The 25,301-nt window shown below is 69.7% G+C and carries 23 protein-coding genes; 16 read left to right on the forward strand and 7 right to left on the reverse strand.

What is annotated here, in order from left to right; translation table 11 throughout:
• Positions 1-12: 12 nt before the first annotated feature.
• Both AAN986_RS04905 and AAN986_RS04910 read right to left on the reverse strand, forming a co-directional pair.
• The gene (locus AAN986_RS04905) at positions 13-1,431 is read right to left on the reverse strand and encodes an RtcB family protein (protein ID WP_047217164.1); all 1,419 of its coding nucleotides are present in this window, start codon (positions 1,429-1,431) and stop codon (positions 13-15) included.
• A 162-nt stretch (positions 1,432-1,593) separates the two neighbouring features.
• Positions 1,594-2,358, reverse strand: coding sequence for an IclR family transcriptional regulator (locus tag AAN986_RS04910; protein ID WP_043822117.1), 765 nt, complete (start codon positions 2,356-2,358; stop codon positions 1,594-1,596).
• 69 nt (positions 2,359-2,427) lie between these two features.
• On the opposite strand from AAN986_RS04910, the gene AAN986_RS04915 reads away from it, so the two are divergent.
• Both AAN986_RS04915 and AAN986_RS04920 read left to right on the forward strand, forming a co-directional pair.
• Positions 2,428-3,615 (forward strand): M20 family metallopeptidase, encoded by a 1,188-nt coding sequence (locus AAN986_RS04915; RefSeq protein ID WP_047217163.1) that lies wholly within the window; start codon positions 2,428-2,430, stop codon positions 3,613-3,615.
• A 51-nt stretch (positions 3,616-3,666) separates the two neighbouring features.
• Entirely contained in the window at positions 3,667-4,671 is a 1,005-nt protein-coding gene (locus AAN986_RS04920) for a tripartite tricarboxylate transporter substrate binding protein (RefSeq protein WP_047217162.1), read from the forward strand.
• Positions 4,672-4,687: 16 nt separating this feature from the next.
• On the opposite strand, the gene AAN986_RS04925 is transcribed toward AAN986_RS04920, so the two are convergent.
• Entirely contained in the window at positions 4,688-5,542 is an 855-nt protein-coding gene (locus AAN986_RS04925) for a LysR substrate-binding domain-containing protein (protein ID WP_047217161.1), read from the reverse strand.
• 131 nt (positions 5,543-5,673) lie between these two features.
• Here AAN986_RS04925 and AAN986_RS04930 point away from each other — a divergent pair, with 131 nt between their 5' ends.
• On the forward strand, positions 5,674-6,087 hold the full coding sequence (locus AAN986_RS04930; RefSeq protein ID WP_012207434.1) for a VOC family protein: 414 nt from the start codon (positions 5,674-5,676) through the stop codon (positions 6,085-6,087).
• The gene (locus AAN986_RS04935) at positions 6,084-7,064 is read left to right on the forward strand and encodes a glyoxylate/hydroxypyruvate reductase A (RefSeq protein ID WP_047217160.1); all 981 of its coding nucleotides are present in this window, start codon (positions 6,084-6,086) and stop codon (positions 7,062-7,064) included. The genes AAN986_RS04930 and AAN986_RS04935 overlap by 4 nt, the downstream gene beginning before the upstream one ends.
• A gap of 17 nt (positions 7,065-7,081) precedes the next feature.
• Here AAN986_RS04935 and AAN986_RS04940 read toward each other — a convergent pair whose 3' ends face one another.
• Positions 7,082-7,972, reverse strand: coding sequence for a LysR substrate-binding domain-containing protein (locus AAN986_RS04940; RefSeq protein WP_047217159.1), 891 nt, complete (start codon positions 7,970-7,972; stop codon positions 7,082-7,084).
• Between the two features lie 168 nt (positions 7,973-8,140).
• Between AAN986_RS04940 and AAN986_RS04945 the strand changes: the two genes are divergently transcribed.
• Complete coding sequence (locus tag AAN986_RS04945; protein ID WP_016445482.1) at positions 8,141-8,536, forward strand: RidA family protein; 396 nt, start codon at positions 8,141-8,143, stop codon at positions 8,534-8,536.
• Positions 8,537-8,622: 86 nt separating this feature from the next.
• Here the strand turns inward: AAN986_RS04945 and AAN986_RS04950 are convergent, their stop codons facing one another.
• Complete coding sequence (locus tag AAN986_RS04950; protein WP_013800697.1) at positions 8,623-9,567, reverse strand: LysR family transcriptional regulator; 945 nt, start codon at positions 9,565-9,567, stop codon at positions 8,623-8,625.
• Positions 9,568-9,722: 155 nt separating this feature from the next.
• Here AAN986_RS04950 and AAN986_RS04955 point away from each other — a divergent pair, with 155 nt between their 5' ends.
• The 11 genes from AAN986_RS04955 (at position 9,723) to AAN986_RS05005 (ending at position 22,363) form a co-directional block, all read left to right on the forward strand.
• Complete coding sequence (locus AAN986_RS04955) at positions 9,723-10,574, forward strand: fumarylacetoacetate hydrolase family protein (RefSeq protein ID WP_047217158.1); 852 nt, start codon at positions 9,723-9,725, stop codon at positions 10,572-10,574.
• Between the two features lie 172 nt (positions 10,575-10,746).
• Positions 10,747-12,843 (forward strand): hydantoinase/oxoprolinase family protein, encoded by a 2,097-nt coding sequence (locus tag AAN986_RS04960; protein ID WP_013800699.1) that lies wholly within the window; start codon positions 10,747-10,749, stop codon positions 12,841-12,843.
• Complete coding sequence (locus AAN986_RS04965; protein WP_043822131.1) at positions 12,840-14,630, forward strand: hydantoinase B/oxoprolinase family protein; 1,791 nt, start codon at positions 12,840-12,842, stop codon at positions 14,628-14,630. Before AAN986_RS04960 ends, AAN986_RS04965 begins: the two co-directional genes overlap by 4 nt.
• Before the next feature lie 8 nt (positions 14,631-14,638).
• Positions 14,639-15,004, forward strand: coding sequence for a hypothetical protein (locus tag AAN986_RS04970; protein ID WP_239972366.1), 366 nt, complete (start codon positions 14,639-14,641; stop codon positions 15,002-15,004).
• Complete coding sequence (locus AAN986_RS04975; RefSeq protein ID WP_349335588.1) at positions 15,001-16,074, forward strand: GTP-binding protein; 1,074 nt, start codon at positions 15,001-15,003, stop codon at positions 16,072-16,074. Before AAN986_RS04970 ends, AAN986_RS04975 begins: the two co-directional genes overlap by 4 nt.
• Positions 16,075-16,120: 46 nt before the next feature.
• Positions 16,121-17,119, forward strand: coding sequence for a tripartite tricarboxylate transporter substrate binding protein (locus AAN986_RS04980; RefSeq protein ID WP_088163726.1), 999 nt, complete (start codon positions 16,121-16,123; stop codon positions 17,117-17,119).
• Between the two features lie 78 nt (positions 17,120-17,197).
• A complete protein-coding gene (locus tag AAN986_RS04985; RefSeq protein ID WP_349335589.1) occupies positions 17,198-18,316 on the forward strand; it encodes a porin in 1,119 nt (372 codons plus the stop codon).
• A gap of 131 nt (positions 18,317-18,447) precedes the next feature.
• Positions 18,448-19,428, forward strand: coding sequence for a quinone oxidoreductase (locus tag AAN986_RS04990; RefSeq protein WP_012207424.1), 981 nt, complete (start codon positions 18,448-18,450; stop codon positions 19,426-19,428).
• Positions 19,425-20,420, forward strand: coding sequence for a LysR family transcriptional regulator (locus AAN986_RS04995; RefSeq protein WP_343739325.1), 996 nt, complete (start codon positions 19,425-19,427; stop codon positions 20,418-20,420). The genes AAN986_RS04990 and AAN986_RS04995 overlap by 4 nt, the downstream gene beginning before the upstream one ends.
• Positions 20,417-21,307 (forward strand): DMT family transporter, encoded by an 891-nt coding sequence (locus tag AAN986_RS05000; protein WP_252651396.1) that lies wholly within the window; start codon positions 20,417-20,419, stop codon positions 21,305-21,307. The genes AAN986_RS04995 and AAN986_RS05000 overlap by 4 nt, the downstream gene beginning before the upstream one ends.
• A gap of 84 nt (positions 21,308-21,391) precedes the next feature.
• Complete coding sequence (locus AAN986_RS05005) at positions 21,392-22,363, forward strand: LysR family transcriptional regulator (RefSeq protein WP_016450917.1); 972 nt, start codon at positions 21,392-21,394, stop codon at positions 22,361-22,363.
• A gap of 48 nt (positions 22,364-22,411) precedes the next feature.
• On the opposite strand, the gene AAN986_RS05010 is transcribed toward AAN986_RS05005, so the two are convergent.
• Positions 22,412-24,679, reverse strand: coding sequence for a xanthine dehydrogenase family protein molybdopterin-binding subunit (locus AAN986_RS05010; RefSeq protein WP_349335590.1), 2,268 nt, complete (start codon positions 24,677-24,679; stop codon positions 22,412-22,414).
• 14 nt (positions 24,680-24,693) lie between these two features.
• On the reverse strand, positions 24,694-25,167 hold the full coding sequence (locus AAN986_RS05015) for a (2Fe-2S)-binding protein (RefSeq protein WP_012207419.1): 474 nt from the start codon (positions 25,165-25,167) through the stop codon (positions 24,694-24,696).
• Positions 25,168-25,301 lie beyond the last annotated feature (134 nt).

Consider the following 25,301-nt stretch of genomic DNA (forward strand, 5'->3'; position numbering starts at 1 on the left):
GCCTGCCGGTGCTCAGGCCTTGAAGGTGATCCAGGGCCTGAGCTTCACGGCGGCGTGGATCAGGCCGGCGGCCTCCTGCGACTCGATGACCGGGCCGATGGGCTTGTAGGCTTCGGGCGCCTCCTCGATGCGGCGCTCCTCGCGCAGCGTCACGCATTGCCAGCCCTGCTCGGCCGCATGGCCTGCACTTGCCTCGGGGCGCAGCGCGCGCACGGCCTGGCGGCGCATGCGCCGCCCCGCGCCATGGCTGCAGGACCAGAGCCAGTCGGCCGCGCCCAGGCCCGTGACCAGGTAGGAGGCATCGCCCATGGACCCCGGGATCAGCGCGAAGTCGCCCTCGTTGGCCGGCGTGGCGCCCTTGCGGTGGATGTTCATGCCGCCTTGCTGCAGGACCACGTTGTGCGGCACATCGACCACCAGGCGCGAATCCGCTGCGCCCACGATCTGCTCCAGGTCCTTGCGCACCAGCTCGGCCAGCACCACGCGGTTGGCCCAGGCATAGCGCGCCGCCACGCCCATGGCCTGCAGGTACTCGCCGGCCAGCGGACCCGACAGGCCGTACAGGCCGCTGGCCGGGTGCTTCACGCCTTGCGGCCACTCGGCCCGGGCGCGGTCCATCCAGGCCTGGCCCACGTAAAAGCCCAGGTCGCGCGAGCCGCTGTGGATCATCACCACCACGTCGCCCGCGCGCAGGCCAGCCCGGTAGGCCGCGTGGCGGTCCAGCACCTCGTCGACCACCTGCAGTTCCACGAAATGGTTGCCCGATCCCACCGTGCCCAGGCACGGGTCGCGGAACACGGCATGGCGCTCCTGCAGATAGGCATGGGGCGCGTGGCGGGCGCTGCCAGCGAAGCTGTCCAGGCCGATGCAGGCGGCCAGCTCGCGGTGCAGGCGGTCCCTGTCGACATGGCCCCACAGGCCCTGGCCGCTCAGCCGGTCCACAAAGGCGGCCGGCCCGTGGTCGAACAGCGCGCGGAAGGCGGCCGTGGTCACGGGCACGTCGCGCCCGCTGCCCAGCAGGCTGGCGGTCAGCAGTTCCACCAGCCGGCCCTTGTGCGGCGCCAGCTGGTCCAGCCGGGCGCCCGTGGTCAGCAGGCGCACGCTGCAGTTGATGTCCGTGCCGATGGCGGCCGGAATGACGAAGTCCGATGGCGTGGCCACCACGCTGCCCACGGGCGCCACCGTGCCCGGATGGAAGTCGGGCGTGGCGCAGGCGCGGCAGACGGCGCCGTGGCTGCCCTGGCCGTCATGCCGGCGCACGGCGGCAAAGGCCAGCAACTGGCGCACGGCCTTGTCCTCCAGGGGAAGGCTGTCGGGAAGAAGAATGTGGGCCTCGGCCTGGCCATCGCGCACGTGGTAGATGCCGTCGCGATAGTCGAGAGAGATGCCCGTGCGTGCAAAGGCACGCTGGAGTCGTTGAGGAGTGCTCATGGCTGCAGATCCGCGAGGCCTGGTTGGCGCTCGCCGCGTCCGATGGGTGTACGGACGATGAAAGACACCCGGGCGGCAAAGGCCCGGAAAACGTCTTTCCTGCAGCAGCTCGTTCAAGAAAGAAGGGGGCAGTATAGCGGGATCCGCGCTGGACGGCAGGCGCTACGCGTTGCGCCGCTCGTACTGGGCGATGGCGTTGAGCAGCAGGGGCGAGAACTTCTTCGCGTAGTCGGCGCCGCTCCACTGGCTTGACGATCCGCTCAGGTGCAGGGCGCCCAGCGGCACGCCGTCGGCATCGACCACGGCGGCGGCCAGCGCGACCTCGCCCATGATGAATTCATCGACCACCATGGCGTAGCCGCGCTCGCGCACCTTCTTCAGTTCCGCCTGGACGGCCTTGGCCGTGGTCAGCGTCCGGGGCGTGCTGGCCAGCAGGCGGCCGGGGGCCAGCAACTGCTCCACCTGCGCCTCGTCCAGCCGTGCCATCACGGCGCGCCCGCCTGCCGTGCATTGCAGGGGCACGCGCCGGCCCACGAGCGAGGCGTGGTAGTGCTCGGTGCTGGTCTGGTGGCGCAGCACATGCACCAGCCAGTCGCCGTCGCGCAGCGACAGGCTGATCTTCTGCTCCGTGTCCTTGGACAGCTGCAGCAGCAGGGGGTTGAGCGCCTCCGCCAGCGCATGGGTTCGCAGGAAATGGAAGGTCAGGTCCAGCACGCCCGGGCCCAGCCGGTAGCGGCGGGTCTGGCTGTTTTGCTGCAGGTAGCCCTCGGCGCTGAGGGTGTAGGCGTAGCGCTGGGCGGCGCTCTTGTCCAGGCCGCTGCGCTCCATGATTTCCGTGAGGCTCAGGTCGCCCGCCGCGCCCTTGAAGCAGTCCAGCACGCGGAATGCCTTGCCCACGGAGCCCACATACAACGCGTTTTCGATCATCGTTTTACCTGATTGTGAATCTAAAGTATTAAATAACAATACCAAGTATTGAAAATACGGAGGCAGCGGATGCCACAGCAAGCCATTGTCAGTGCGGACCGGGCGGTCGGCGCGTCGGAGTGGATCAAGGGCCAGCGGGAGAACATGCTTTCGCTGCTGGCCGACATCGTCAACATCGACTCGGGCAGTTTCGACAAGCCTGGCGTGGCGCGCGTGTTCCGGCGCCTGGAGGCCTTCTTCCTGAGCCAGGGGCTGCAGGTCAGCCCGCATTTCGTCGATGGCGTGGAGGCGGCGATCTCGGTCACCGTGAACGCGGGCAGCACCGTGGGCAGGCCCGTGCTGCTGATGGGGCACTGCGACACGGTCTTCCCTGAAGGCGAGGCCGCGCGCAGGCCGTTTCGCATCGAAGGTGGCAGGGCCTACGGCCCGGGCGTGGCCGACATGAAGTCGGGCATCGTCATGAACGCCTTCCTGCTGGCTGCGCTGGCCCACAGCGCGGAGCCTGCGCCCGAGGTCACGGGCCTGTTCACCTGCGACGAGGAAATCGGCTCCCCCCTGAGCAAGTCCGTCATCGAGCCCTTTGCGCGCAAGGCGGGCTTTGTCTTCAATGCGGAGCCGGGCCGGCCTTCGGGCAACGTGGTCACGGGCCGCAAGGGCGGCGTGTTCTTCGGCGTGGAGATCGAGGGCAAGGCGGCGCATTCGGGCGCCAACTTCGCCGAGGGCATCAGCGCCATCTCGGAGCTGGCGCACAAGGTGGTGGCGCTGGACGCGCTCACCGACCTGGACAAGGGCGTCACCGTCAACGTGGGCCTGGTGTCGGGCGGCCTGTCGGTGAACACGTCGGCGCCGTCGGCCAAGGCGGCCATCGACCTGCGCATCTTCGACCTGGACCAGCGCGAGTCCCTGGTGGGCCGCATCCGCTGCATCTGCGACAAGTCCTTCATCCAGGGCACGCGCTCCACGCTGAACATCACCGGCGAGTTCCGCCCCTTCGTTCCCACGCCGCAGTCGCAGCAACTGTTCGAGCTGTACCAGGCCGAGCTGGGCGTGCTGGGCCACAAGGCCGAGGGCGAGTTCAGCGGCGGCTGCGCGGACTCGGGCGTGACCTCCAGCCTGGGCGCCATCACGCTGTGCGGCACCGGCCCCGTGGGCGGCAAGTTCCACACCACCGACGAGTACTGCGAGGTGGACACCATCGTCCCGCGCGGCCTGGCGGTGCTCCACACCATTGCGCGCCTGCCCCACGCCCGGTGGTAGGGCGCGCCTGATTCCCGCCTTCCCCCTCAAGCCACTGCCTGGTGCACTTTCATGAATCCACTTGCCTTGCCCACACGCCGCTCGCTCCTGAAAATCGCCGCCGGCCTGCCGCTGGCGCCCCTGCTGCTGCAGCCTGCCGCGGCCTCGGCGCCCGGCCCGGTCAGCCTGATGGTGCCCTACCCGGCAGGCGGGCCCAGCGACGTCAGCGCCCGCATCCTGAGCAAGCCCATAGGCGAGGGACTGGCGACCAAGGTGATCGTGGAAAACCTGGGCGGCGCCACGGGGACGATTGCCGCCTCCAAAGTGCTGGGCGCCAGGGCCGACGGCAGCATGTTCTTCCAGGGCACGCAGAACGAACTCATCCTGCCGCCGCTCACCAACAAGGCCGTGCGCTACCAGCCCGATGCGTTCGAGAACCTGCAGTACATCACCGTCACCCACCTGGTGCTGCTGGTGCGTTCGGGCCTGCCGGCCCGGGACATGCAAGAGTTCCTGGCGCTGGCGCGCTCGCGCAACGAAAGCAATTCGCTGACCTACGGCTCGGTGGGCGTGGGCTCGCTCTACCACCTGATCACCGAGTACATGGGCAAGGTGGTGAAGGTGCCGTTCACCCACGCGCCCTATGCGGGCACGGCGCCCGTGATCCAGGACCTGGCCGGCGGCCAGATCGACTTCAGCATCATGCCGTTCCAGGCGTCCATGCTGGAGATGATCCGCACCGGCCGCTTCCGGGCGCTGGCCGTGCTGTCGCGCAACCGGCCTGCCGTGCTGTCGGCCGTACCCAGCATCACCGAAGTGCCGGCGCTGCGCGATTTCGAGTACGCCAGCCTGGCGGGCTACTTCGTCAAGCGCGGCACGCCGCAGGACGTCAAGCAGCGCCTGAACCAGGCCATCGGCCAGGCCCTGCTGGACCCGCAGGTCATCGCCAAGCTGGAGGCCGACGGCCGTGACGTCGCCAAGCCCATGGGCCTGGACGATGCGGCGGCCGCCTATGCGCGCGAGATCGCCAAGTACCGCGAGATGATCCGCGTCACGGGATACGTGCAGGCGGATTGAGAACGAAGGCCGCAACCTAAGCGAGTGCACCCTCCAGCAGCTCGGCCATGCGCGGCAGGTCGGGCTCGGCGCTGGTCACCAGCCAGATGGCGCGCTCATAGGCGGCGCCCGCAATGGGCAGCATGCGGCAGTCGCCCATGAAGCGCTCCAGGCCCGTCCAGTGCGGCACCAGGCCCACGCCCATGCCGTCGGCGGCCAGCATGGCAATGGCCTCCAGCGCGTCCAGGTCGCACAGCACCGCAGGCTCCAGCCCCTGGTCGGCCAGCCAGTCGGCCGCATGGCGGCCACCCCAGGCATCGGGGTCGTAGCGTATGTAGGGCAGGCTGCGCAGCAGCGCGGCAGGCCGGCCGCGCGCCTGGGGCGGTGCCAGCAGCACCAGCGGCTCGCGGCGCAGCTGCACGCTGCGCAGCGCCTTGGGCAGTTCAAAAGGGGGCGCCACGATGACGGCGGCATCGAGCTCGCCGGACTGCAGCATCTGGAACAGCGCGCGCGAGGTGCCCGGCACGATGACGGGCCGGCACTGTGGCGCCGCCTGCGTGAGCTTGCGCAGCGCGGCCGGCAGCATGCCCGTGAGCGCGGTCGAGATGGCGCCGATGCGCAGCGTGCCGGCCAGGCCATCGGCGCTGGCATCGCTGCCCAGCAGCGCGGCCTCGCGCACCAGGCGCCGCGCGCGCGGCAGCAGGTCCAGGCAGGCCTGGGTGGGGCGGGCCGCATGGCCGCTGCGCGAGAGCAGGGCAAAGCCCAGTTCGCGCTCCAGCGCCTGCACGCGCTGGCCCACGGCGGCGGCGGTCAGGTGCTCGGCGCGAGCCGCATCGGCGATGGAGCCGCTGTCCACCACGGCGATCAGGCTCTTGAGATAGCGGGTCTCCAAAAGATTTCCTTGGGGATTGCAAAGAAATCAACGCTATCACTTTTGAAAAGCCTCTGCTAGGCTCGCGCCACCCACGGCAGGCCACGGCCTGCGAACCTGCCTGCACCACAAGCACAACCAAAGGATCAGCCATGCGCACCAGTTTCCACCTTGCCTACCATGTCCGCGATCTGGACGAAGCGCGCGCCTTCTACGGCACGCTGCTCGGCTGCCAGGAAGGCCGCAGCACCGAGACCTGGGTGGACTTCGACTTCTTCGGCCACCAGATCTCGCTGCACCTGGGCGAGCCCTTCCCGGTCACGAACACCGGCCGCGTGGGCGACCACATGGTGCCCATGCCCCACCTGGGCCTGGTGATGGCCATGGACGACTGGAAGGCCCTGGCCGCGCGGCTGTCCGGCGGCGTGGTGGACTTCGTGCTGCAACCCGGCATCCGCTTCGAGGGCGAGCCCGGCGAGCAGGCCACCATGTTCTTCCGCGACCCCAGCGGCAATCCCATCGAGGTCAAGGGCTTCGCCGATCTGGACAAGGTCTTCGCCAAATGAGCGGTTCGCTGTCTCCTCGCGCCTCGCTCCCCCCGCTCCCCCCGCTCCCTTTCCTCTGCGCACCCGGCTACCCGGCAGCCCAGGCCTGGCTGCAGGCCCTGCAGGCGGCCCTGCCCGAGGAGCGCGTGGTGGCGCTCGATACGCTGGATGCCGACCAGCGCGCGGCCTGCGAGGTCGCCATCGTCGCCAACCCCCAGCCTGCCGACCTGCGCACGCTGCCGCGCCTGCAATGGGTGCACAGCGTCTGGGCCGGCGTGGAGCGCCTGGTGGCCGACCTGGGCGATACCGACCTGCGCATCGTCCGCCTGGTGGACCCGCAACTGGCCGACACCATGGCCGAGGCCGTGCTGGCCTGGACCCTGTACCTGCACCGCGACATGCCGCGCTATGCCCGGCAGCAGGCCGCGCGCCAATGGCTGGCGCATGACGGCGTGCGCGCGCAGGACAGGACGGTATCGCTGCTGGGCCTGGGCGCACTGGGCGAAGCCAGCGCGCGGCGGCTGCTGGCGGCAGGCTTCAAGGTGCGCGGCTGGAGCCGCACGCCCAGGCAGATGGAAGGCGTGCAATGCCATGCGGGTGATGCCGAGCTGCCCGCCATGCTGGCGCAGACCGACATCCTCGTATGCCTGCTGCCGCTCACGCCGCAGACGCGCGGCATCGTCGGCGCGCAGGCGCTGGCCGCGCTGCCTGCCCATGCCTCGCTGATCAACTTTGCGCGCGGCCCCATCGTGGACGATGCCGCGCTGCGCGCCGCCCTGGACAGCGGCCGCCTGGCCCATGCCGTGCTGGACGTGTTCGAGCAGGAGCCCCTGCCCGAAGCGTCCTGGCAATGGGCGCACCCCGCCGTGACCGTGCTGCCCCACATCTCGGCACCCACGGACCGCGCGACGGCATCGGCCATCGTGGCGGGCAACATCCGGCGCTGGCGCTCCAGCGGCGAGCTGCCGCAGGCGGTGGACGCGGCGCGGGGCTATTGAGGGCGGCTACGGTACGGCTATGGCACGGCCATGGACTGGCTTCTGAGCCAGTCCATGACGGCGCGCACATGGGGGCCCGGCTCCCGTTGCTCGCCCACGGCCAGATGGTAGGTATGGCCGGTGATCGAGGGGCCGAAGGGCTGCAGCAGGTGGCCGGCCGCAATGTCCTCGGCCACCAGGGCCAGGCTCACCAGGGCAATGCCATGACCGGCGATGGCCGCCTGGATGGCATGGCCCTCGTCGGAAAAGCGCAGTTGCCCCGCCGGTGAATTCCAGGCCAGGCCTGCCTCGTCAAACCAGCGCTCCCAGGTGGGATTGCTGGCGTGCGCCGTCTTCCAGTCAAAGCGGATCAGCGGCAGGCGGGCCAGGTCGGCCGGACACAGCACGCCCAGCCGGGGATTGGCCACGGGCGCAAAGCGGTCGCTGAACAGGGGCTCGGCCACCAGGCCCGGATAAGGGCCGCGCCCGTAGCGCACGGCGATATCGACGGCATGGGAGCGCAGGTCCACCACATCGTCCGAGGCCTGCAGTTGCAGGTCCACCTCAGGGTGCATCGCGCGGAAGCTGGCCATGCGCGGCACCAGCCATTTCACGGTGAACGCATTGGTGGCCGAGATGCTGACCTGGGCGCGCAGGCGCTTTTGCAGCAGGCGCTCCAGCGTGGCGGCAAAGGCGTCGAAACCATCGCGCAGCACCGGATAGAGCTGGGCGCCGGCCTCGGTCAGCACCACCTTGCGTACCTGGCGATCGAACAGCGCCAGGCCCAGCTGTTCCTCCAGCGCGCGGATCTGGTGGCTGATGGCCGTGGGTGTCACGGCCAGGTCGTCGGCGGCCTGCTTGAAGCTGCCCAGGCGGGCGGCGGCCTCGAAGGCGCGCAGTGCGGAAAGCGGCAGCTGGTTGCGTTGCATGAGGGCTGGAGGACGCAAGGGTCGGGTGAGGAATGGGGTGAGCAATGGGGTGAAGAAAACTCATCTTATGCCTGACAAATGAACCTTTGTCGCAATCATCTGGCTTCCCTATCGTTCACCCATGCCCCAAGCGCGATCCTGCCGGGGATGGATGAAGGAAATGAAACCATGCTGCACCGTGTCACCACGCAACCCGACCCCTACGAGCCGTTTTTGCTGTCGCAAGGCATTCGCTTTGGCGAGCTGCTGTTCATCTCCGGCCAGGCCGGCGCCGGAGACGATGGCCGCATCGTGCCGGGTGGCTTCCTGGCACAGGGCCGGCAGGCGTTTGCCAATCTGCGCCGCGCGCTGGAGGCGGGCGGCTCCAGCCTGAAGGACGTGATCAAGGTCACCATCTTCGTCACCGACATGGGCCACTTCGACGAGGTGGTCGCCCTGCGCCGCGAGTTCTTCGGCGCCCCCTATCCGGCCGACACGATTGCCCAGATCCAGGCGCTGTACGACCCGGCGGCCATGATCGAGATCGAGGCCATTGCAGCCGTGCGTGATGGCCAGGCGCGCTGACATGGTTGCGGCCGTTCTGTTCCGATGGCCTGGCCACGGCGTGCATGGCCGACGACTGGAGCCGATGGGGCCGATATCTGATCCCTTCAACCGCCGAGCAGTCCCGAGGTGCTCAGCGGCCCCGGCGACAGCTGCTGTCCCCAGGCCTGCGTCAATGCCTCGATGGCATCGCCCACCACGCGGCAGGCCTGGGTGAGCTTGCCGTGCCGGGGCAGGGCCAGCGTCACATGGCGCACCAGGCCGGGGTTGACCAGGCGGCTGGCCTGCAGCCGGCCCTGGCGCAGCTCGGCATCGATGGAATACGGGCCGATCACCGAGTAGAGGCCGGGCGCGTGGGCCACGAGTTCCTTTTGCACGGTCAGCGAGTCGGCCTCGGCCGCCGCCGCGAGCCGAAAGCCGTGGCTGTGCGCGGCCTCATCGAGCGCGTCGCGCCAATGGCTGGGGCGTCGCGGCAGCACCAGTTGCAGGCCGTCGAGCGCGGCGAACTCCGTGGTGGGCGCCAGGGTCAAGGGGTCGCCAGGGCGCGACACCAGATAGCTGTGCGCGGTGCTCAGCAGCCGCTCATCGCCGCCGGCCGGGCGCGCGAAGCGAAAGAGGATGGCCAGGTCCACGGCGCCGCTGTCCAGCAGCGCGTCGAGCTCCGTGCCCTGGGCCTCGGTGATGTTCAGGCGTATGCCGGGGTGCTCGCGCTGCAGCCAGTCGAACACATGCGTCATCAGCGGGTGCGCGGCCGAGGGCACGATGCCCAGCCGCACCTCGCCCCATAGCTGGCCTGCGTCCGCACGCAGTGTTTCCTGCAATTGCTCGGTTTCCTGCAGCCAGCTGCGCAGCCGCAGCGCGGCCCGCGCGCCCAGCGGCGTCAGCGTGACGCCCCGGCCCGTGCGCCGCAGCAAGGGGCCGCCCAGAGACGCTTCGAACTCGCTGATCTGCCGGCTGATGTGCGACTGCACGGTGTGCCGCCGTGCCGCGACCTTGCTGATGCTGCCGGCTTCGGAGACCTCGAGGAAGAGCTTGACGCTGGGCAGGTGCATGGTGGTTACCCGGTTGAGGTATGCCTGATGAGGCAATTCTGAAAGCCTGAAATTCTATCTATCCAGATATCAACGGGATTTCTACAGTGCAGTCATGCCTTGCCAGCGGCCTTGCCGTGGCAGGTTTTCCAGACACCGAACCTAAGGAAAATCCGTTGAAACTCGCCAGCTTCATCCATGCCGGACAGCCCCGCTACGGGCAGGTTCTGGCCGAGCGCTTCCTGCAGCCGCCCGCCGACTTTCTCGCCCGCCATCCCGACCTGCTGTCCGTGCTGCGCGCACAGGCGCTGGGCGAGCTGGAGCAGGCCCTGCAGGCCGGCGCCGTGTCCGTCGATGCGGCGCAGACCCAGGCGCTGCCCGTCATCCCCAACCCCGGCAAGCTCATCTGCGTGGGCCTGAACTACAAGACCCATGTGGCCGAGACGCGGCGCGCCGACAGCGAGCACCCGTCGCTGTTCCTGCGCTTCAACGACAGCCTGGCCGCCGATGGCGACGAGCTGCTACGCCCGGCCTTTTCGGAGCGTTTCGACTGGGAGGGCGAGCTGGCCTTCGTCATCGGCCGGGGCGGGCGCCACATTGCAAAGGAAGATGCCTTCGACCACATCGCCGGCTATGCCTGCTTCAACGATGTGAGCGTGCGCGACTGGCAGCGCCATACGCACCAGTTCACGCCCGGCAAGAACTTTCCCGGCACGGCGCCCTTCGGCCCCTGGCTGGTCACGCGCGACGAGGTGGCCGACGTGCGCAGCCTGGCGCTGCAGACGCGCCTGAACGGCAGCGTGGTGCAGCAGGCCAGCCTGGGCGACCTGATCTTCGACATCCCCACCATCGTGGCCTATGTGTCGCGCTTCACGCCGCTGTCGCCCGGCGATGTGATCGCCACGGGCACGCCGGGCGGCGTGGGCGACCGCCGCGAGCCGCCTCTGTACATGAAGCATGGCGATGTGGTCGAGGTCGAGATCACGGGCCTGGGCGTGCTGCGCAACCGTATCGGCACTGATGTCTGAGATGACTCCCCCTGAGTCGCTTCGCGCCTTCCCCCTCTCTCGCTTCGCGGGAGGGGGACGACACCCTCGGTGCGGGGCGGCCCTTCCTCGGTGTCCCTCGCTTTGGGGCACGCCGGTTTCAAGGACTGTGGGCGGCGCATGGCGCTGTGAATAACTGTCTCTGGAGAATTTCATGGATAACCAACAAGCGATTTCGCAGCGGCCCCGGCTGCGCATTGCCGTCGATATCGGCGGCACCTTCACCGACATGGCGGCGTTCGACGAGGCCAGCGGCCAGCTGCTGTTCGGCAAGGCCCTGTCCACGCATGGCGAGCTGGTCAACGGCATCCAGGCCACGATAGACAGCGCGGGCATCGACTGGCGCGACGGCCATCTGTTCCTGCACGGCTCCACCATTGCCATCAACACGCTGCTGGAGCGCAATGGCGCCCACACCGCGCTGCTGATCACCGAGGGCTTCCGCGACATCTACGAGATCGGCCGCGTGAACCGGCCCGATGCCTACAACCTGTTCTTCAACAAGCACCAGCCGCTGGTGCGGCGCTCGCTGCGCCATGAGGTGTCCGAGCGCCTGCGCGCCGACGGCAGCCTGCACAAGCCGCTGGACGAGGCAGCCGTGCGCGAGCTGGCCCGCGAGCTGGCAGGGCAGGGCGTGGAGGCCGTGGCCGTGCTGCTGCTGCACTCCTACCGCAACCCGGCGCACGAGCAGCGCGTCAAGCAGATCCTGCAGGAAGAGATGCCGGGCGCCTTTGTCTGCGCCTCGCACGAGCTGTCGCAGGAGTACCGCGAGTTCGAGCGCGTGTCCACCGCCGTGGCCAATGCCTATGTGGGGCCGCGCGTGTCGCAGTACCTGGGCCAGCTGGAGAACCACCTGGGCGGCAAGGGCTTCGAGGGCGATTTCTACATCGTGCAGTCCACGGGCGGCCTGTTCCCGGTCGAGCATGCCAAGGTGGGCTGCGTGCGCATGCTCGAATCGGGTCCGGCGGCCGGCGTGATCGGCGCCCAGGCCATCTGTGCACAACTGGGCATGGGCGACGCCATCGCCTTCGACATGGGCGGCACCACGGCCAAGGCCGGCGTGATCAGCGAGGGCCGGCCGCTGACCACGGGCTCGGCGCTGATCGGCGGCTACGAGCAGGCCCTGCCGATACAGATCCCGATGATGGACATCCACGAAGTGGGCACGGGCGGCGGCTCCATCGCCCGCGTGGAGACGGGCAACGCGCTGCGCGTGGGCCCGCAGAGCGCCGGCTCCATCCCCGGCCCCGTGGCCTATGGCCGTGGCGGGCTGGAGCCCACGGTGACCGACGCCAACCTGGTGCTGGGCCGGCTGGACGCGGAGCATTTCCTGGGCGGCGAGCTGCAGCTGGACATGGACGCCTGCCAGCGCCAGATGGCCGAGCGCGTGGCGACCCCGCTGGGCCTGGAGCCCACCGAGGCGGCCGACGGCATCCTGCGCATCGCCGTGACGCAGATGTCGCATGCCGTCAAGGCCGTGACCACCGAGCGCGGCCTGGACGCGGGCAGCTTCACCATGGTCGTCTACGGCGGCGCGGGGCCGCTGCACGCCTCGGCCATTGCGCGCGAGATCGGCATCCGCAAGGTGCTGATCCCCTATGCGCCCGGCTATTTCTCGGCCTACGGAATGCTGTTCTCCGACCTGCGCTACGACTACGTGCGCTCGGTATTCCGCAAGCTGGGCGAGGTGTCCTTCGAGGAGATCGAGGCCGCCTACCAGAGCATGGAGGACGAGGGCCGCGCCGCGCTGGCGCAGTCCGGCATCGCGCCGGACGGCATCGTGATCGAGCGCGCCGCCGACATGCGCTACGTGGGCCAGGAGCATGCGGTGACCGTGGACCTGCCCATGGCCTTCTTCGAGGGCAGGGACCGCTCGGCCATCAAGCGCCAGTTCGACGAGCTGCACAAGGTGCGCTACGGTACCTCGGCCCCGCAGGAGCCGGCCGACCTCGTGAGCCTGCGCGTCACCGTGCTGGGCACGATGAAGAAACCGCCCAGGCACAGCGTGGAACGCGGCAGCGCCGAGCCCAGCCGTGCCTCCGTGCGCACGGTCAAGCCCGTCTATTTCCGCTCCAGCGGCTGGGTGGACACGCCGGTGCATCTGCGCGAGCGCCTGTTGGCGGGCAACGAGATCGCGGGGCCCGCGCTGATCGAGGAACACGCATCCACCACCGTCGTGCAGCCCGGCGACCGGCTGCGCGTGGACGAACTGGGCAATCTGCAAATCGACATCGGGAGCGACCGCACATGAACCACCCCACTGACTCCAGGCCCGTCGATCCGGTCACCGTCGAGATCATCCGCAACGGCCTGTACGCCGTCACGGAGGAGATGAAGACCAACCTGACGCGCACGGCCTACAACCTCATCATCTACGAGGCGCTGGACTTCACGGTCGGCCTGTTCACGCGCGAGGGCGACACGGTGTCCATCGGCCTGGGCCTGCCCATGTTCATCCGCGGCATGTCGGAGACGGTCAAGGCCAAGATCCGCCACTTCGGCTACGAGAACATCCTGCCCGGCGACATCCTGGTCACCAACGATGCCTACACCACCGGCAGCCACCTGAACCACTTCACGTTCACCATGCCGGTGTTCCATGAGGGCCGGCTCGAAGGCTTCACCTGCTGCATGGCCCACTGGCTGGACGTGGGCGGCACGCTGGGCAACGTCACCACGGACATCTTCAGCGAGGGGATACAGATCCCCATCATGAAGTACCAGCGCCAGGGCGAGGTCAACCAGGACCTGATCGACATCATCGCGATGAACGTGCGCCTGGCCGAGCGGGCCCTGGGCGATCTGCGCGCGCAGATCACGGCCATCACCACGGGCGAGCGCCGCTATGTGGAACTGCTGCAGCGCTATGGCGTGGATGCGGTCAACGGCGCCATCGCGCAGATCATGGATTCCAGCGAGGCCGTGGCGCGCAAGAACACGCTGTCGATTCCCGATGGCGTGTACGAGGCCGAGTCCTTCATGGACGACGACGGGCTGGACATCGGCAAGCGCATTCCCATCCGCGTCAAGGTCACGGTGCAGGGCGACGAGATGACGGTGGACCTGTCGGACGTCTCCAAGCAGGTGCGCGGCTTCTACAACTCCGGCTTCACCACGGGCATCGCCTGCGCGCAGGTGGCCTACAAATGCCTCACCACGCCGACCGACTACCCGGTCAACGACGGGAGCTTCCGGCCGCTCAAGGTGATCATGCCCATGGGCACGGTGATCAGCGCCGAGAGGCCCTATCCCATGCGCGTGTGGATGACCTTCCCCATGACGGTGATCGACACCATCTTCAAGGCGCTGGCGCCCGCGATTCCCGACCGCTCCATCGCAGGCCACCATGCGGACCTGGTGTTTCCCAACATCCATGGCATCTCGCCCGAGGACGGGCGGCTGTTCATCGTCGGCATCGGCCCGCTGGGCGGCGGCTGGGGCGCCAAGAGCCGTGAGGACGGCGTGTCCGTCACCGTCTGCATCAATGACGGCGACACCCACAACAGCCCCACCGAGCAGCTCGAGGCCAAGTACCCGGTGCTGGTGGAGAAGTACGAGATCCGACAGGACTCGGCCGGCGCGGGCCAGTATCGGGGCGGCCTGGGCGCGGAGATGGTGGTGCAGGCGCTGTCGCCCTTCACCGTCACCACGCGCATCGACCGCGTGCACTGCAAGCCCTGGGGCCTGGAGGGCGGCGGCGACGCCATGGGCAACGGCCTGGCCGTGCGCCACAAGGGCGAGTGGAAGACCGACCATGCCAACGCCAAGATCTTCAACGTGCGCCTGGAACGCGGCGATGCCTACCGCATGCTGTCGGGCGGCGGCGGGGGCTTTGGCGACCCGCTGGCGCGCGAACTGGACAAGGTGGCCGAGGACGTGCGCGAAGGCTATGTGAGCGCCCAGGTGGCCCGCGAGGTCTACCGCGTGGCGCTGGATGGCCAGGGACAGGTGGACCACGAGGGCACGCAGGCGCTGCGCAGCGGCAGGTCTCCGTCCGCCGCAACGGCAACCTCAGCCGTAGCCTGGGACGGGCAGTGAGCACGGCCATGGCCTCAGACCACGCCCTGCAGGCCGAGCGGCTCTGGGACCTGTGGTGCGCCCTGGCGCTGCGCCATGTCGCGCTGGGCGGTGCCTGCGCCTGCGGGGCGGGCGGCATCAGCCTGCGGCTGGAGGACTTCGAGCTGGACATCGTGGACTACCTGCAGGACGGGGGCGAGCGCTGCGAGCAGCCCGAGGTGGCGGCCTGGTTCCGTGCCCGGCCCGCACCCGAGCAGGGCGCGCAGCCGCTGCGCGGCCTGCTCGATGCGCTGGGCTCGGACGAGGTGCCGCAGGCCGTGGCGCAGTGGGCGCTGGCGCGGCTGGAGCGCACGCTGCGCTCGTTCGCCGAGGTGCATGGTGGGGTGGCGTCATGAGCGGGCATTTCTCCAGCCTGCTGGCCCTGCCCGAAGCGGCGGACCAGCGCATTCCGGCCACCGTGCTCACGGGCTTTCTGGGCAGCGGCAAGACCACGCTGCTCAACCGGCTGCTGGCGCTGCCGGACCTGCACGGGACGGCCGTCATCGTCAACGAGTTCGGTGCGGTCGGCATCGACCAGGACCTGACCAGCCTGGCCTGCGAGGACACGGTGCTGCTGGCCAATGGCTGCCTGTGCTGCAGCGTGCGCGGCGATCTGGTGGAGGCGCTGGAGCGCCTGGCCCTGCGCGAACAGGGCGCGCCGCGCCGCGTGCTGATCGAAACCAGCGGCCTGGCGGACCCGGGGCCGATACTGCGCTCCTTCCTGGGCGAGCCCGCCGTGCGGGCGCGCTATGCGCTGGCCGGCGTGGCCTGCACGGTCGATGCCGTGCTGGGCAGCGCCACGCTGGCAGGCTATCCCGAAGCCGTGCGGCAACTGGCCGTGGCTGACCTGGTGCTGCTGACCAAGACAGACTTGCTGGGCGGCGCACAGCCCGCTGCGCAACTGCTGGCCCAGGTGCAGGCCATCAACGGCGAGGCGCCGCAAGGCATGGACCCCGGCCACCATGTGGCGCTGCTGCAGCGGCTGATGTCGGAAGGCGCGACGGGGCAGGAGGACGCCGCTGCGGGCATGCTCCAGGCACCCGGCTACCGGGCCATGGCTCCGATGACAGCGCCGGCAGGCGCGCACCGCGACGGCATCTCGTCCTTTGTGCTGCAGCGCGACGAGCCCCTGCCCGCGCAGGCGTTCGGCGAATGGATGGACTGGGTCACGGCCATGCGCGGCGATGACCTGCTGCGCGTCAAAGGCATCGTGCACCTGCAGGAGCACCCGGACCAGCCCCTGGTCATCCATGGCGTGCAGCACCTGTTCGCCCCGCCGCAGACGCTGCCCCGCTGGCCGGGTGCCGACCGGCGCACGCGCATCGTCTTCATCACGCGGGGGCTGGATGCCCAGGCCCTGGACGACACGCTGAGCGTGCTCGTGCGCAGGCACAGGCGGCGCGCGCCGAATCAGGACCCGGGCTGAGCCACGCAACGGCCGGCCCATTTTCAAAAGAAACAGGAGACAAAGCATGAAGACTCTGACACGGCTGAAGGGGCCGGTGCTGGGCGCCTTACTGGGTGCGCTGGCTGCCTTGCCCATCGCCAGCATGGCCTCGTCCAGTGCGCCCGCCGCCTTTCCCGAGCCGGGCAAGATGGTCAAGGTCATCGTCCCGTTCGTGGCGGGCGGCGGCGTGGACAGCGCCGCGCGCCTGTTCGCCGAGCAGTTGCGCAAACAGCTGGGCACAACGGTCATCGTTGAGAACCGCGTGGGCGGCAGTGGCGTGGTGGGCGGCCGCGCGGTGCTGGCGGCTGCCCCCGATGGCTACACCCTGCTGTTCTCGGCCGCCACGCATGTGCTGGCCAAGCAGGTATTGGCCCATCCGCCCTATGACCCGCAGACCGACTTTGTCCCCGTGGCGCGCGTGGGCGAGGCGCCGCTGATGCTGGTGATCTCGCCGCAACTGCCCCACAGCAAGCTGGGCGAGGTGCTGGCCGCAGGCGCCAAGAGCACGTGGACGGCGGCCATTCCCGCCGTGGGCGCACCCAGCCACCTGGCCACGCTGCTGCTGGCCCAGCAGGGCCGCATGCGCCTCGAGTACGTGCCCTACAAGGGCACGCAGCCCGCGCTGGTGGATGTGGGCGGCGGCCATGTGGACCTGCTGCTCGACTCCATGGTCTCCGTGCTGCCCCTGGCCAAGGCCGGCAAGGTGCGGCCGATTGCCATCACCTCCGGCAAGCGCAGCCCGCTGGCGCCCGAGGTGCCCACCATGCAGGAAAGCGGACTGCCGCGGTTTGCCTACACGTCCTGGTACGGACTGTGGGCGCCCAGGGACACGCCTGCCGACCGGGTGCAGCGGCTGAACCAGGCCTCCAACGCGGCGGTGGCCGAGCTGGCCAGGTCCGGCGCCTTCGCGAGCCTGGGCATCGACACGGTTTCGGAGAGCACCGAGCAGTTCAAGCGCTTCATCGCCGCCGATGTGGCGCAGAGCGCCGCGCTGCTCAAGGGCGCGGGCTTCAAGCCCGAGTAGCCGGGCAGACCCCGGCACACGCCCGAGAAAAACAAAGAGCAAAGAGCAAAGCAAAGCAAAAAACCACAAGGAGACAACATGCAGGTATTCATACGCCATGCCCTGGCCGCCTCGCTGGGGCTGGCCGCCGCGCATGCGGGCGCGCAGTCCTCGGTATCGATCTCGGGCACCGTCGATGTGAGCGTCAGGCAGGTGCGCAACCAGGGCCTGGGAACGGTCACCTCGCAGGCCAGCGGCGCCAACTCCACCAGCAAGCTGGTATTGCGGGGGCAGGAGGACCTGGGCGACGGCCTGAGCGCGGGCTTCTACCTGGACGGCAGCCTGCTGGCCGACACCGGCGCCATGGGCGCCAGCGGCCCGTTCTGGGACCGGCGCTCCACGGTCAGCCTGGCCTCGCGGCAATGGGGTGAGCTGCGGCTGGGGCGGGACTGGGTGCCCACGCACCTGGTGTGGAGCGGCTTCGATCCGTTTGCCACGCTGGGCATCGGCAGCGCCAATGGCTTTCGCTCGTTCACGGCTTCCCGCGCGCTGGGCCAGGCCTTCGGCACGGCGCCGGAGTCGCAGTCGGCCAATCCCACGCTGCGCGTGAGCAATGCGGTGGAGTATTTCCTGCCGGCCGGCCTGGGCGGGCTGCAGGGCGTGTCCGGCAGCCTGATCGCCACCCTGGGCGAGAAGGGCGCCACGGCGGCAGGCCAGACGCGCGGCAACGGCTTTCGGCTGGGCTGGGCGGGCGCGGGCTGGAACGTGGCGGGCGCGCAGTTCACCACGCGCAACACCCTGAGCGGCATCCATTTCAAGGACCAGAGCTACGGTGTCTCCTACGACTTCGGCTGGCTCAAGGCCAGCCTGGCCCAGCGCCGCTGGGTCCATGGCGTGGACCGCACGGTCAACACCCTGGTGGGCATGAGCGTTCCCGTGGGCAGCGGCGTGGTCAAGCTCAGCTACGTCAAGGCCGACCAGAAGGGCGCGACGGCGGCGCAAAGCGCCAGCGATGCCGACCTATGGGCGCTGGGCTATGTGCACTCGCTGTCGCGGCGCACGGCGCTGTACGCGCATGCGGCCCGCATGTCCAACCGCAATGGGGCGGCCTTCGCCATTGCCGGGGGTGCGGCTGTCAGCGGCAATCCGGCCGCGGCCAATTACTTTGGCGGGCGCGCTTCCACGGCCTTCGAGCTGGGCCTCCGGCACGACTTCTGACGGGCGGCGTGGGCGGCGTGCGCGCTGGTTCGTGGTCATTGCTGCACCCCATGCAGCAGTGAACTGCACGCCGGCCTATTGCTGCCCTCAATCGCTTCTTCTACGCTGCACCCATTTCACGGAGCAGCGAGATGAATCCATTGATCAAGGTCCGCATGGACGCCGCAGGCACCCCCGACGCCATGCGCCTGGAGCCGGTCGAGGTGCAGGCGCCCGGCCCCGGCCAGGTCTGGCTGGAGCAGACGGCCATCGGCGTGAACCCGCTGGACGTGAGCCAGCGCAAGGGCGCTGTCGCCATCGCCTTTCCCTCGGGCCTGGGGCTGGAGGGCGCGGGGCGGGTGGCCGCCGTGGGCGAGGGCGTGACGAATGTGGCCGTGGGCGAGCGCGTGGGCTACGCCACGGGGCCGCTGGGCGCCTATGCCAGCGCCCGCCTGTATCCGGCCGAGCGCCTGGTGAAGCTGCCCGATGCGCTGCCTGACGACGCGGCGGCGGCCGTGCTGTTCAAGGGCATCACGGCGCAGTACCTGCTCAAGACCACCCATGCCGTGGGCCCCGGCAGCCGCATCGTGATCTATGGCGCCGCCGGTGCGCTGGGCCAGTTGATGTGTGCCTGGGCCAGGCACCTGGGCGCCCTGGTGATCGGCGTGGTGTCCAAGGCAGCCAGCGTGGAGCGCGCGCGGGCGGCCGGCTGCGACGAGGTCTTCGTGTTCGATGCGGCCACGCTGCCGGGCCAGGTGCTGCAGGCCACCGGGGGCCTGAAGGCCGACGTGGTCTACGACCCCATCGGCCGCACGACGCTGGGCGCCTCGCTGGACTGCCTGCGCCCGCGCGGCCTGCTGGTGTCCTTCGGCGCGACCTCCGGCCTGCCCGATCCCATCTCGGTGGCCACGCTCAATGCCAAGGGCTCGCTGTTCCTCACGCGCCCCTCGCTGGCCGCGCACACGGCCACGGCGGCCGAGTACCAGGAGCGCGCACGGGACGTGCTGGCCGCCGTGGCGGCCGGCATCATCGTGCCAAGCGTTTGGCGCCGGTATGCGCTGGCGGAGGTGGCGCAGGCGCATGGCGACCTGGAGCAGGGACGCTCCCAAGGTGCGATCATCCTGACCCCATGAACCTTCTGGACAGCCAGCACGCCGATGAACTGGCGGCCCTGGTGGCGCTGCATGAACAAGGCTCCTTCGCTGCGGCGGGGCGGGCCTTGCTGCGCCATCCGTCCGTGCTGTCCAAACGCCTGAACGCGCTGGAGACCCGTCTGGGCGTGCGGCTCGTGGAGCGCAGCACACGCCATCTGCACCTGACCGACGAGGGCCTGCGCCTGGTGGACAAGGTGCGCCAGGCGGCCGGCCTGATCGCCGATGCCCAGAAGGAGGCCGCCCAGGGCGCCTCGCAGGCGCGGGGCCGGCTGCGGCTGTCGCTGCCGGCAGCGATGGGGAGGCGCTGGCTCAGCCCGCTGCTGGCCGAGTTTGCGCTGGCCCATCCGCAGATCGTGCTGGAGGTGGAGTATGCGGACCGCTTCGTGGACATCGTGGGCGAGCGCTTCGACGCGGCGGTGCGCATAGGCCGGCTGGCGGACAGCCGTCTCGTGGCGCTGCGGCTGGGCGGGCACCAGCGCATCCTGGGCGCCGCGCCCGCCTACCTGCAGGCCCACGGCACGCCGGTGCACCCCGAGGACCTGGCGGCGCACCACTGCCTGGGCTTCACGGGACTGCAGTCGTTTCCGCAATGGGAGCTGGTGCACGGTGGCGCATCGGGCGATGTGCCTCAGGGCCAGGCCCGGCACACGGTGCTGGTGCGCGGCCCCATGGTCAGCAATGACAGCGAGGCCCTGCTCACGGCGGCCGTCATGGGGGTGGGCATTCTGGCCGGCGGCGACTGGCTGATGAGCGAGCACATGGCCGCAGGCCGGCTGGTGCGGGTGCTGCCGCAATGGCGCCTGGATGGCGCCTCGGGCATCTACTTCGTGCGGCCCTCGGCGGCATTCAGCAGCGCGGCCATGACGGCGCTGCGCGACTGCCTGGTGCGGTGGTTTGCCACGCGCAGCCCCTGGCGCACGGGGCATGACACACTGGCGCCGCCCCTATCGTCTTGCGCATCCGCTCCATGACCCAAAAAACCTCGCCGCCCGCCTTGGCGGCCGCCTTGCTTCCCTGGCTGTTCGTGCTGCTGTGGAGCACGGGCTTCATCGGCGCCAAGTTCGGCCTGCCCTATGTGGAGCCGCTGACCTTTCTGACGCTGCGCTATGCCATCGTCCTGGTGCTGATGGCGGCGGTGGTCCTGGTGCTGCGCGCGCCCTGGCCGCGGTCGGCACGCCAGTGGCTGCACATTGGCGTGTCAGGGCTGTTCGTGCATGGCGTGTACCTGGCCGGCGTGTTCACGGCCATCGCCCATGGACTGCCTTCGGGCGTGACGGCCCTGGTGGTGGGGCTGCAGCCGCTGATCACGGCCCTGGTGGCCGGCACCTTGCTGGGCGAGTCCGTGCGGCCCCGGCAGTGGGCCGGGCTGGCGCTGGGCTTCACGGGCGTGGCCCTGGTGGTGGCGGGCAAGATCGCCTCGGTGCCGGTCCATGCCCTGCTGGCCATGCTGGTGCCGGCCGTGGTGGCGCTGGCCGGCATCACGGCCGGCACGCTGTACCAGAAGCGGTTCTGTCCATCGTTTGATCTGCGCACGGGCTCGGTCATCCAGTACCTGCCCTGCCTGGTGGCGACGGGGGCGCTGGCCCTGGCCACGGAAACCATGCAGGTGCGCTGGAGCGGCGAGTTCCTGTTTGCGCTGGGCTGGCTGGTGCTGGTGCTGTCCGTGGGCGCGGTCAGCCTGCTCAACCTGCTGATACGCCGCGGCGGCGCCGTGCACGTGGCCAGCCTGTTCTACCTGACGCCGCCGGCCACGGCCCTGATCGCCTGGGCCATGTTCGGCGAGACGCTGGGCGGCCTGGCGCTGGCGGGCATGGCCTTGACGGCAGCCGGTGTATGGCTGGCGCGCCAGGGGCGCTAGCTTGCCCCGCAAGCCGCGGGCAGGGCATGCGCAAAGGCGGGATACTGCGGCACTGTCAGCCCACGAATACCGGATTTCCGCACCATGCCCATCAATGAACTGCGCGCCATCGCCACCTTTGCCAAGGCGGTCGAGCTGGGCAGCCTGCGCCAGGCGGCGCTGTCCCAGGGCGTGAGCCCCCAGGCCGCCAGCCAGGCGGTGGCCCATCTGGAGCAGCACCTGGGCGTGCGCCTGCTGCACCGGACCACGCGCAGCCTGGCGCTGACCGAGGAGGGCCAGCGTTTCCTGCAGGACACCCAGCCGGCGCTGGCCGCGCTGGACCGCGCACTGAACCTGGCACGCGACAGCCGCGAGGGCATTGCGGGGCCGTTGCGCATCGTGGGCCCCAAGTCCTGCTTTGCGCCCGTGCTGATGCCGCTGCTCGATGAGTTCTGCCGCCTGCACCCGGGCATCGTCCCCGATGTGCGGCTGGACGACGGCATAGGCAACTGGGTGCTGGACCGGGTCGATGCGGGGTTTCGCATCGGCGCCTCGCCCGATGAAAGCGTGATCGGGCGGCGGCTGTTTCCCGTGCAGCTCATCGTCTGCGCGGCGCCGCAGTACCTGCAGCGCCATGGCGTGCCCCGGTCGCTGGACGAGCTGGCCGCGCACCGCTGCAGCATGTTCCGCCATGCGGCCACGGACACGGTGATGCCCTGGTACCTGCCGGTCGATGGCGAGCTCACGCACCGCTACCTGCAGCCGGCCCTGTCCACCAACGATGCCGAGCTGGAGCTGCATGCCGTGCTGGCCGGCCAGGTGCTGGGCCAGCTGTCCAACATCTGCGCGGCCGCGCACATCCGCGCGGGGCGCCTGGTGCCCGTGCTGCTGGCGCATGTCAGCGAGCACATCGGCCTGCATGTCTACTACGGCAGCCGCGACGCGCTGCCCCGGCGCGTGCGTGCCTTCATCGACCTGGCCGTGCAGCGGCTGCAGGACTGCCCGGACTATCTGCTGACCATGGAAGAACTGGAAAGGGCGGCGGCCGCAGGTGCCGCCGCCCTTTCCGGGGGCTGACCGGGATCAGGTCCGGCCGTTCAGGCCAGATCGATCACGCCAGCTCGATCACGCCAGGTCGAACGGCAGCTTGCGCACGGGCTTGCCCGTGAGCTGCGCCACGGCGTTGGCGAAGGCCGGTGCCAGCGGCGGCAGGCCGGGCTCGCCCATGCCCGTCGGTGGCTCGGCGCTGGGCACGACGTGGACGGCGATCTCAGGCATGTCGGTGATGCGCGGCACGGCGAAGTCGCCGAAGTTGCTCTGCTCCACCACACCGTCCTTGAGCGTGATCGCCGCGCCGGGCAGGCACATGGACAGGCCCATCAGCGCCGCGCCCTGCACCTGCGCCTCGATGGTGCGCGGGTTCACGGCCAGGTTGCAGTGCACGCCTGCCGTGGCCTTGTGCAGCACCGGGCGGCCGTCCTTGACCGAGGCCTCCACCACATAGGCCACCACCGTGTCGAAGGACTCGTGCACGGCCACGCCCCAGGCGCGGCCCGCGCGCAGCTGGCGCTTGCCGTAGCCGCTCTTGTCCACGGCCAGCTGCAGGGCCAGGCGATGGCGCGGGTGCTTGTCGCCGAACATCTGCATGCGGTAGGCCACGGGGTCCTGGCGGCTGCTGCGCGCGATCTCGTCGATCAGCGTTTCCATGACGAAGGCCGTGTGGGTCGATCCCACGCTGCGCCACCACAGCACGGGCACGTTGACCTTGGGGTGGTGCACGGTCAGGCGCATGGGCAGCGGATAGGGCTCGCGCATGCCCTCCACGGCCGTGGCGTCGATGCCGTTCTTGATCATGCCGCCCTCGAACATGGTGCCCGCCGTGATGGACTGGCCCACGATGGCATGGTCCCAGGCCAGCACCTTGCCGCGTTCGTCGAAGCCGATCTTCGCGCGGTGCAGGTGCATGGGGCGGTAGTAGCCGCCCTTGATGTCGTCCTCGCGGCTCCAGACCATGCGCACGGGAGCGTTCAGGCCGGCGCGGCGCGCGGCCAGCGCCACCTGGCAGGCCTCGACCACATAGTCGCTGGTGCCCACGCCCCGGCGGCCAAAGCCGCCGCCGGCCATCTGCACGTGCACGCGCACCTGTTCGGGCTTGAGGCCCAGCACACGCGCGGCGGCCATGCCGTCTACGCCCGCGAACTGCGTGCCCAGGTAGAGGTCGGCTCCGGCCTCGCCGGTCTCGCCCATCTGCACCGTGCAGTTGAGCGGCTCCATGGGCGCATGGGCCAGGTAGGGGAAGCTGAACTCGGCCTCGATATGGCGCGGCGCCTTGTCCAGCGCCGAGATATCGGCGTCGAAGTGGCGCGCGCCGGGCTGCGCGGCCAGTTCGCGGTACTGGGCCAGCTGGCGTTCGCTGTCCACCTTCTCCACGGCGTCGGTGTTCCATTGCGCCTTCAGCGCCTCGCGGCCCTTGCGCGCAGGCCAGTAGCCGGTGGCGATCACGGCCACGCCTTCGCCGCCGCCGTCCACGGGCACGCGCAGCACGGCCTTGACGCCGGGCACGGCACGCGCCGCAGCGTCGTCCAGCGAGGCCAGCTGTGCCTTGAACACGGGCGGATGTGCAATCACCGCCGTCAGCTGGCCCGGCAGGTGCATGTCGATGCCGAAGCTCTGCTGGCCGCTGCTCTTGGCCCGGGCGTCGATGCGGCCCGTGGGCTTGCCGATCAGCCGGAAGTCCTTGGGATTCTTCAGCACGACGGTGGCCGGCACGGGCTGGGCCATGGCGGCCTGGGCCAGCTCGCCATACGACAGCTTCTTGCCATTGGGGCCGAGCACGAAGCCCTCGCGCGTGCGCAGCGTGGCGGCGTCCACCTTCCACTGCGCGGCGGCGGCGGCCACCAGCATGGCGCGCGCACGGGCGCCCAGCTCGCGGTACTGGGTGTAGCTGTGCTTGAGGGCGGTGGAGCCGCCCGTCATCTGGATTCCGTAGCGCGGATCGGCATAGGCCGCATCGTTGCCGCCCAGGCGGGCGCGGACCTTGCTCCAGTCGGCGTCCAGCTCCTCGGCCAGCACCAGGGGCAGGGCGGTGTGCACGCCCTGGCCGAACTCCAGGCGGTTGATGGCCACGGTGACTTCGCCGCTGGGCGAGATCTCCACGAAGGAGGCGGGCTGCTCGGTGGGCTTGAGGCCGGCGGCCTCGCCCTTGCCCGGCGCCTGCGCCATGGCGGGAAACACGCCCAGGGCCAGCGAACCGGCACCGGCGATCTTGAGGAAGCTGCGGCGGGGGATCTGTGCAAGGGCTGGCGCGTCGGCGATGGCGGCAGCGGCCTCGTCACGGTCCAGGATGTGCTGCAGGGCGCGCGGCAGTTCGGCGGGGTTGAAGGTGGTCAGCATGCGGCGTTCTCCGTTCAGCCCAGGGTGCGCGCGGCATCGGCCACGGCCGTGCGGATGCGTGCATAGGTTCCACAGCGGCAGATGTTGCCGGCCATGGCCGCGTCTATCTCCTCGCCGCTGGGCTTCTTGCCCTTGGGCAGCGACTTGAGGAAGGCCGTGGCGCTCATGATCTGCCCGCTCTGGCAATAGCCGCACTGGGCCACGTCGTGGCGCACCCAGGCATCGCGCACGGCGGTGCCCACGCGGTCGGAGCCCGAGGTCATGGCCTCGATGGTGGTGATCTTCTGGCCCGCGGCCGCCGAGATCGGCGTCACGCAGGAACGTATGGCCTGGCCATTCATGTGCACCGTGCAGGCGCCGCACAGCGCCGCGCCGCAGCCGAACTTGGTGCCGGTCATCTCCAGCGTGTCGCGCAGAGCCCACAGAATGGGCGTCTCGGGGTCCAGGTCCATGGAAACGGTCTTGCCGTTGATGGTGAGATCGGTCATCGCAGTCTCTCCTTGTTGTGGGTCAGTCAGGCAGGGGTGGGGTCCCCGCAGTAGTGTCGTGCGCAGCGGCGGCCCATGGAAGCCGGGCGCCGTCGAGGCGCGAATATAGAAAGAGGCCTTGCTTGCAACTAGTC

This window comes from Delftia sp. DS1230 (assembly GCF_040112715.1).
Classification (GTDB): Bacteria; Pseudomonadota; Gammaproteobacteria; order Burkholderiales; family Burkholderiaceae_C; genus Comamonas; species Comamonas tsuruhatensis.

Bases quoted from the DNA above. Each gene is read 5' to 3' on its own strand.
- AAN986_RS04935 (WP_047217160.1), top strand. From the start codon at position 6,084: ATGAGCGGTTCGCTGTCTCCTCGCGCCTCGCTCCCCCCGCTCCCCCCG.
- AAN986_RS04990 (WP_012207424.1), top strand. From the start codon at position 18,448: ATGAATCCATTGATCAAGGTCCGCATGGACGCCGCAGGCACCCCCGAC.
- AAN986_RS05015 (WP_012207419.1), bottom strand. From the start codon at position 25,167: ATGACCGATCTCACCATCAACGGCAAGACCGTTTCCATGGACCTGGAC.
- AAN986_RS05010 (WP_349335590.1), bottom strand. From the start codon at position 24,679: ATGCTGACCACCTTCAACCCCGCCGAACTGCCGCGCGCCCTGCAGCAC.
- AAN986_RS04995 (WP_343739325.1), top strand. From the start codon at position 19,425: ATGAACCTTCTGGACAGCCAGCACGCCGATGAACTGGCGGCCCTGGTG.
- AAN986_RS04910 (WP_043822117.1), bottom strand. From the start codon at position 2,358: ATGATCGAAAACGCGTTGTATGTGGGCTCCGTGGGCAAGGCATTCCGC.
- AAN986_RS04905 (WP_047217164.1), bottom strand. From the start codon at position 1,431: ATGAGCACTCCTCAACGACTCCAGCGTGCCTTTGCACGCACGGGCATC.
- AAN986_RS04975 (WP_349335588.1), top strand. From the start codon at position 15,001: ATGAGCGGGCATTTCTCCAGCCTGCTGGCCCTGCCCGAAGCGGCGGAC.
- AAN986_RS04980 (WP_088163726.1), top strand. From the start codon at position 16,121: ATGAAGACTCTGACACGGCTGAAGGGGCCGGTGCTGGGCGCCTTACTG.
- AAN986_RS04960 (WP_013800699.1), top strand. From the start codon at position 10,747: ATGGATAACCAACAAGCGATTTCGCAGCGGCCCCGGCTGCGCATTGCC.
- AAN986_RS04930 (WP_012207434.1), top strand. From the start codon at position 5,674: ATGCGCACCAGTTTCCACCTTGCCTACCATGTCCGCGATCTGGACGAA.
- AAN986_RS04970 (WP_239972366.1), top strand. From the start codon at position 14,639: ATGGCCTCAGACCACGCCCTGCAGGCCGAGCGGCTCTGGGACCTGTGG.
- AAN986_RS04950 (WP_013800697.1), bottom strand. From the start codon at position 9,567: ATGCACCTGCCCAGCGTCAAGCTCTTCCTCGAGGTCTCCGAAGCCGGC.
- AAN986_RS04920 (WP_047217162.1), top strand. From the start codon at position 3,667: ATGAATCCACTTGCCTTGCCCACACGCCGCTCGCTCCTGAAAATCGCC.
- AAN986_RS04985 (WP_349335589.1), top strand. From the start codon at position 17,198: ATGCAGGTATTCATACGCCATGCCCTGGCCGCCTCGCTGGGGCTGGCC.
- AAN986_RS04915 (WP_047217163.1), top strand. From the start codon at position 2,428: ATGCCACAGCAAGCCATTGTCAGTGCGGACCGGGCGGTCGGCGCGTCG.
- AAN986_RS04965 (WP_043822131.1), top strand. From the start codon at position 12,840: ATGAACCACCCCACTGACTCCAGGCCCGTCGATCCGGTCACCGTCGAG.
- AAN986_RS04940 (WP_047217159.1), bottom strand. From the start codon at position 7,972: ATGCAACGCAACCAGCTGCCGCTTTCCGCACTGCGCGCCTTCGAGGCC.
- AAN986_RS05005 (WP_016450917.1), top strand. From the start codon at position 21,392: ATGCCCATCAATGAACTGCGCGCCATCGCCACCTTTGCCAAGGCGGTC.
- AAN986_RS04945 (WP_016445482.1), top strand. From the start codon at position 8,141: ATGCTGCACCGTGTCACCACGCAACCCGACCCCTACGAGCCGTTTTTG.
- AAN986_RS05000 (WP_252651396.1), top strand. From the start codon at position 20,417: ATGACCCAAAAAACCTCGCCGCCCGCCTTGGCGGCCGCCTTGCTTCCC.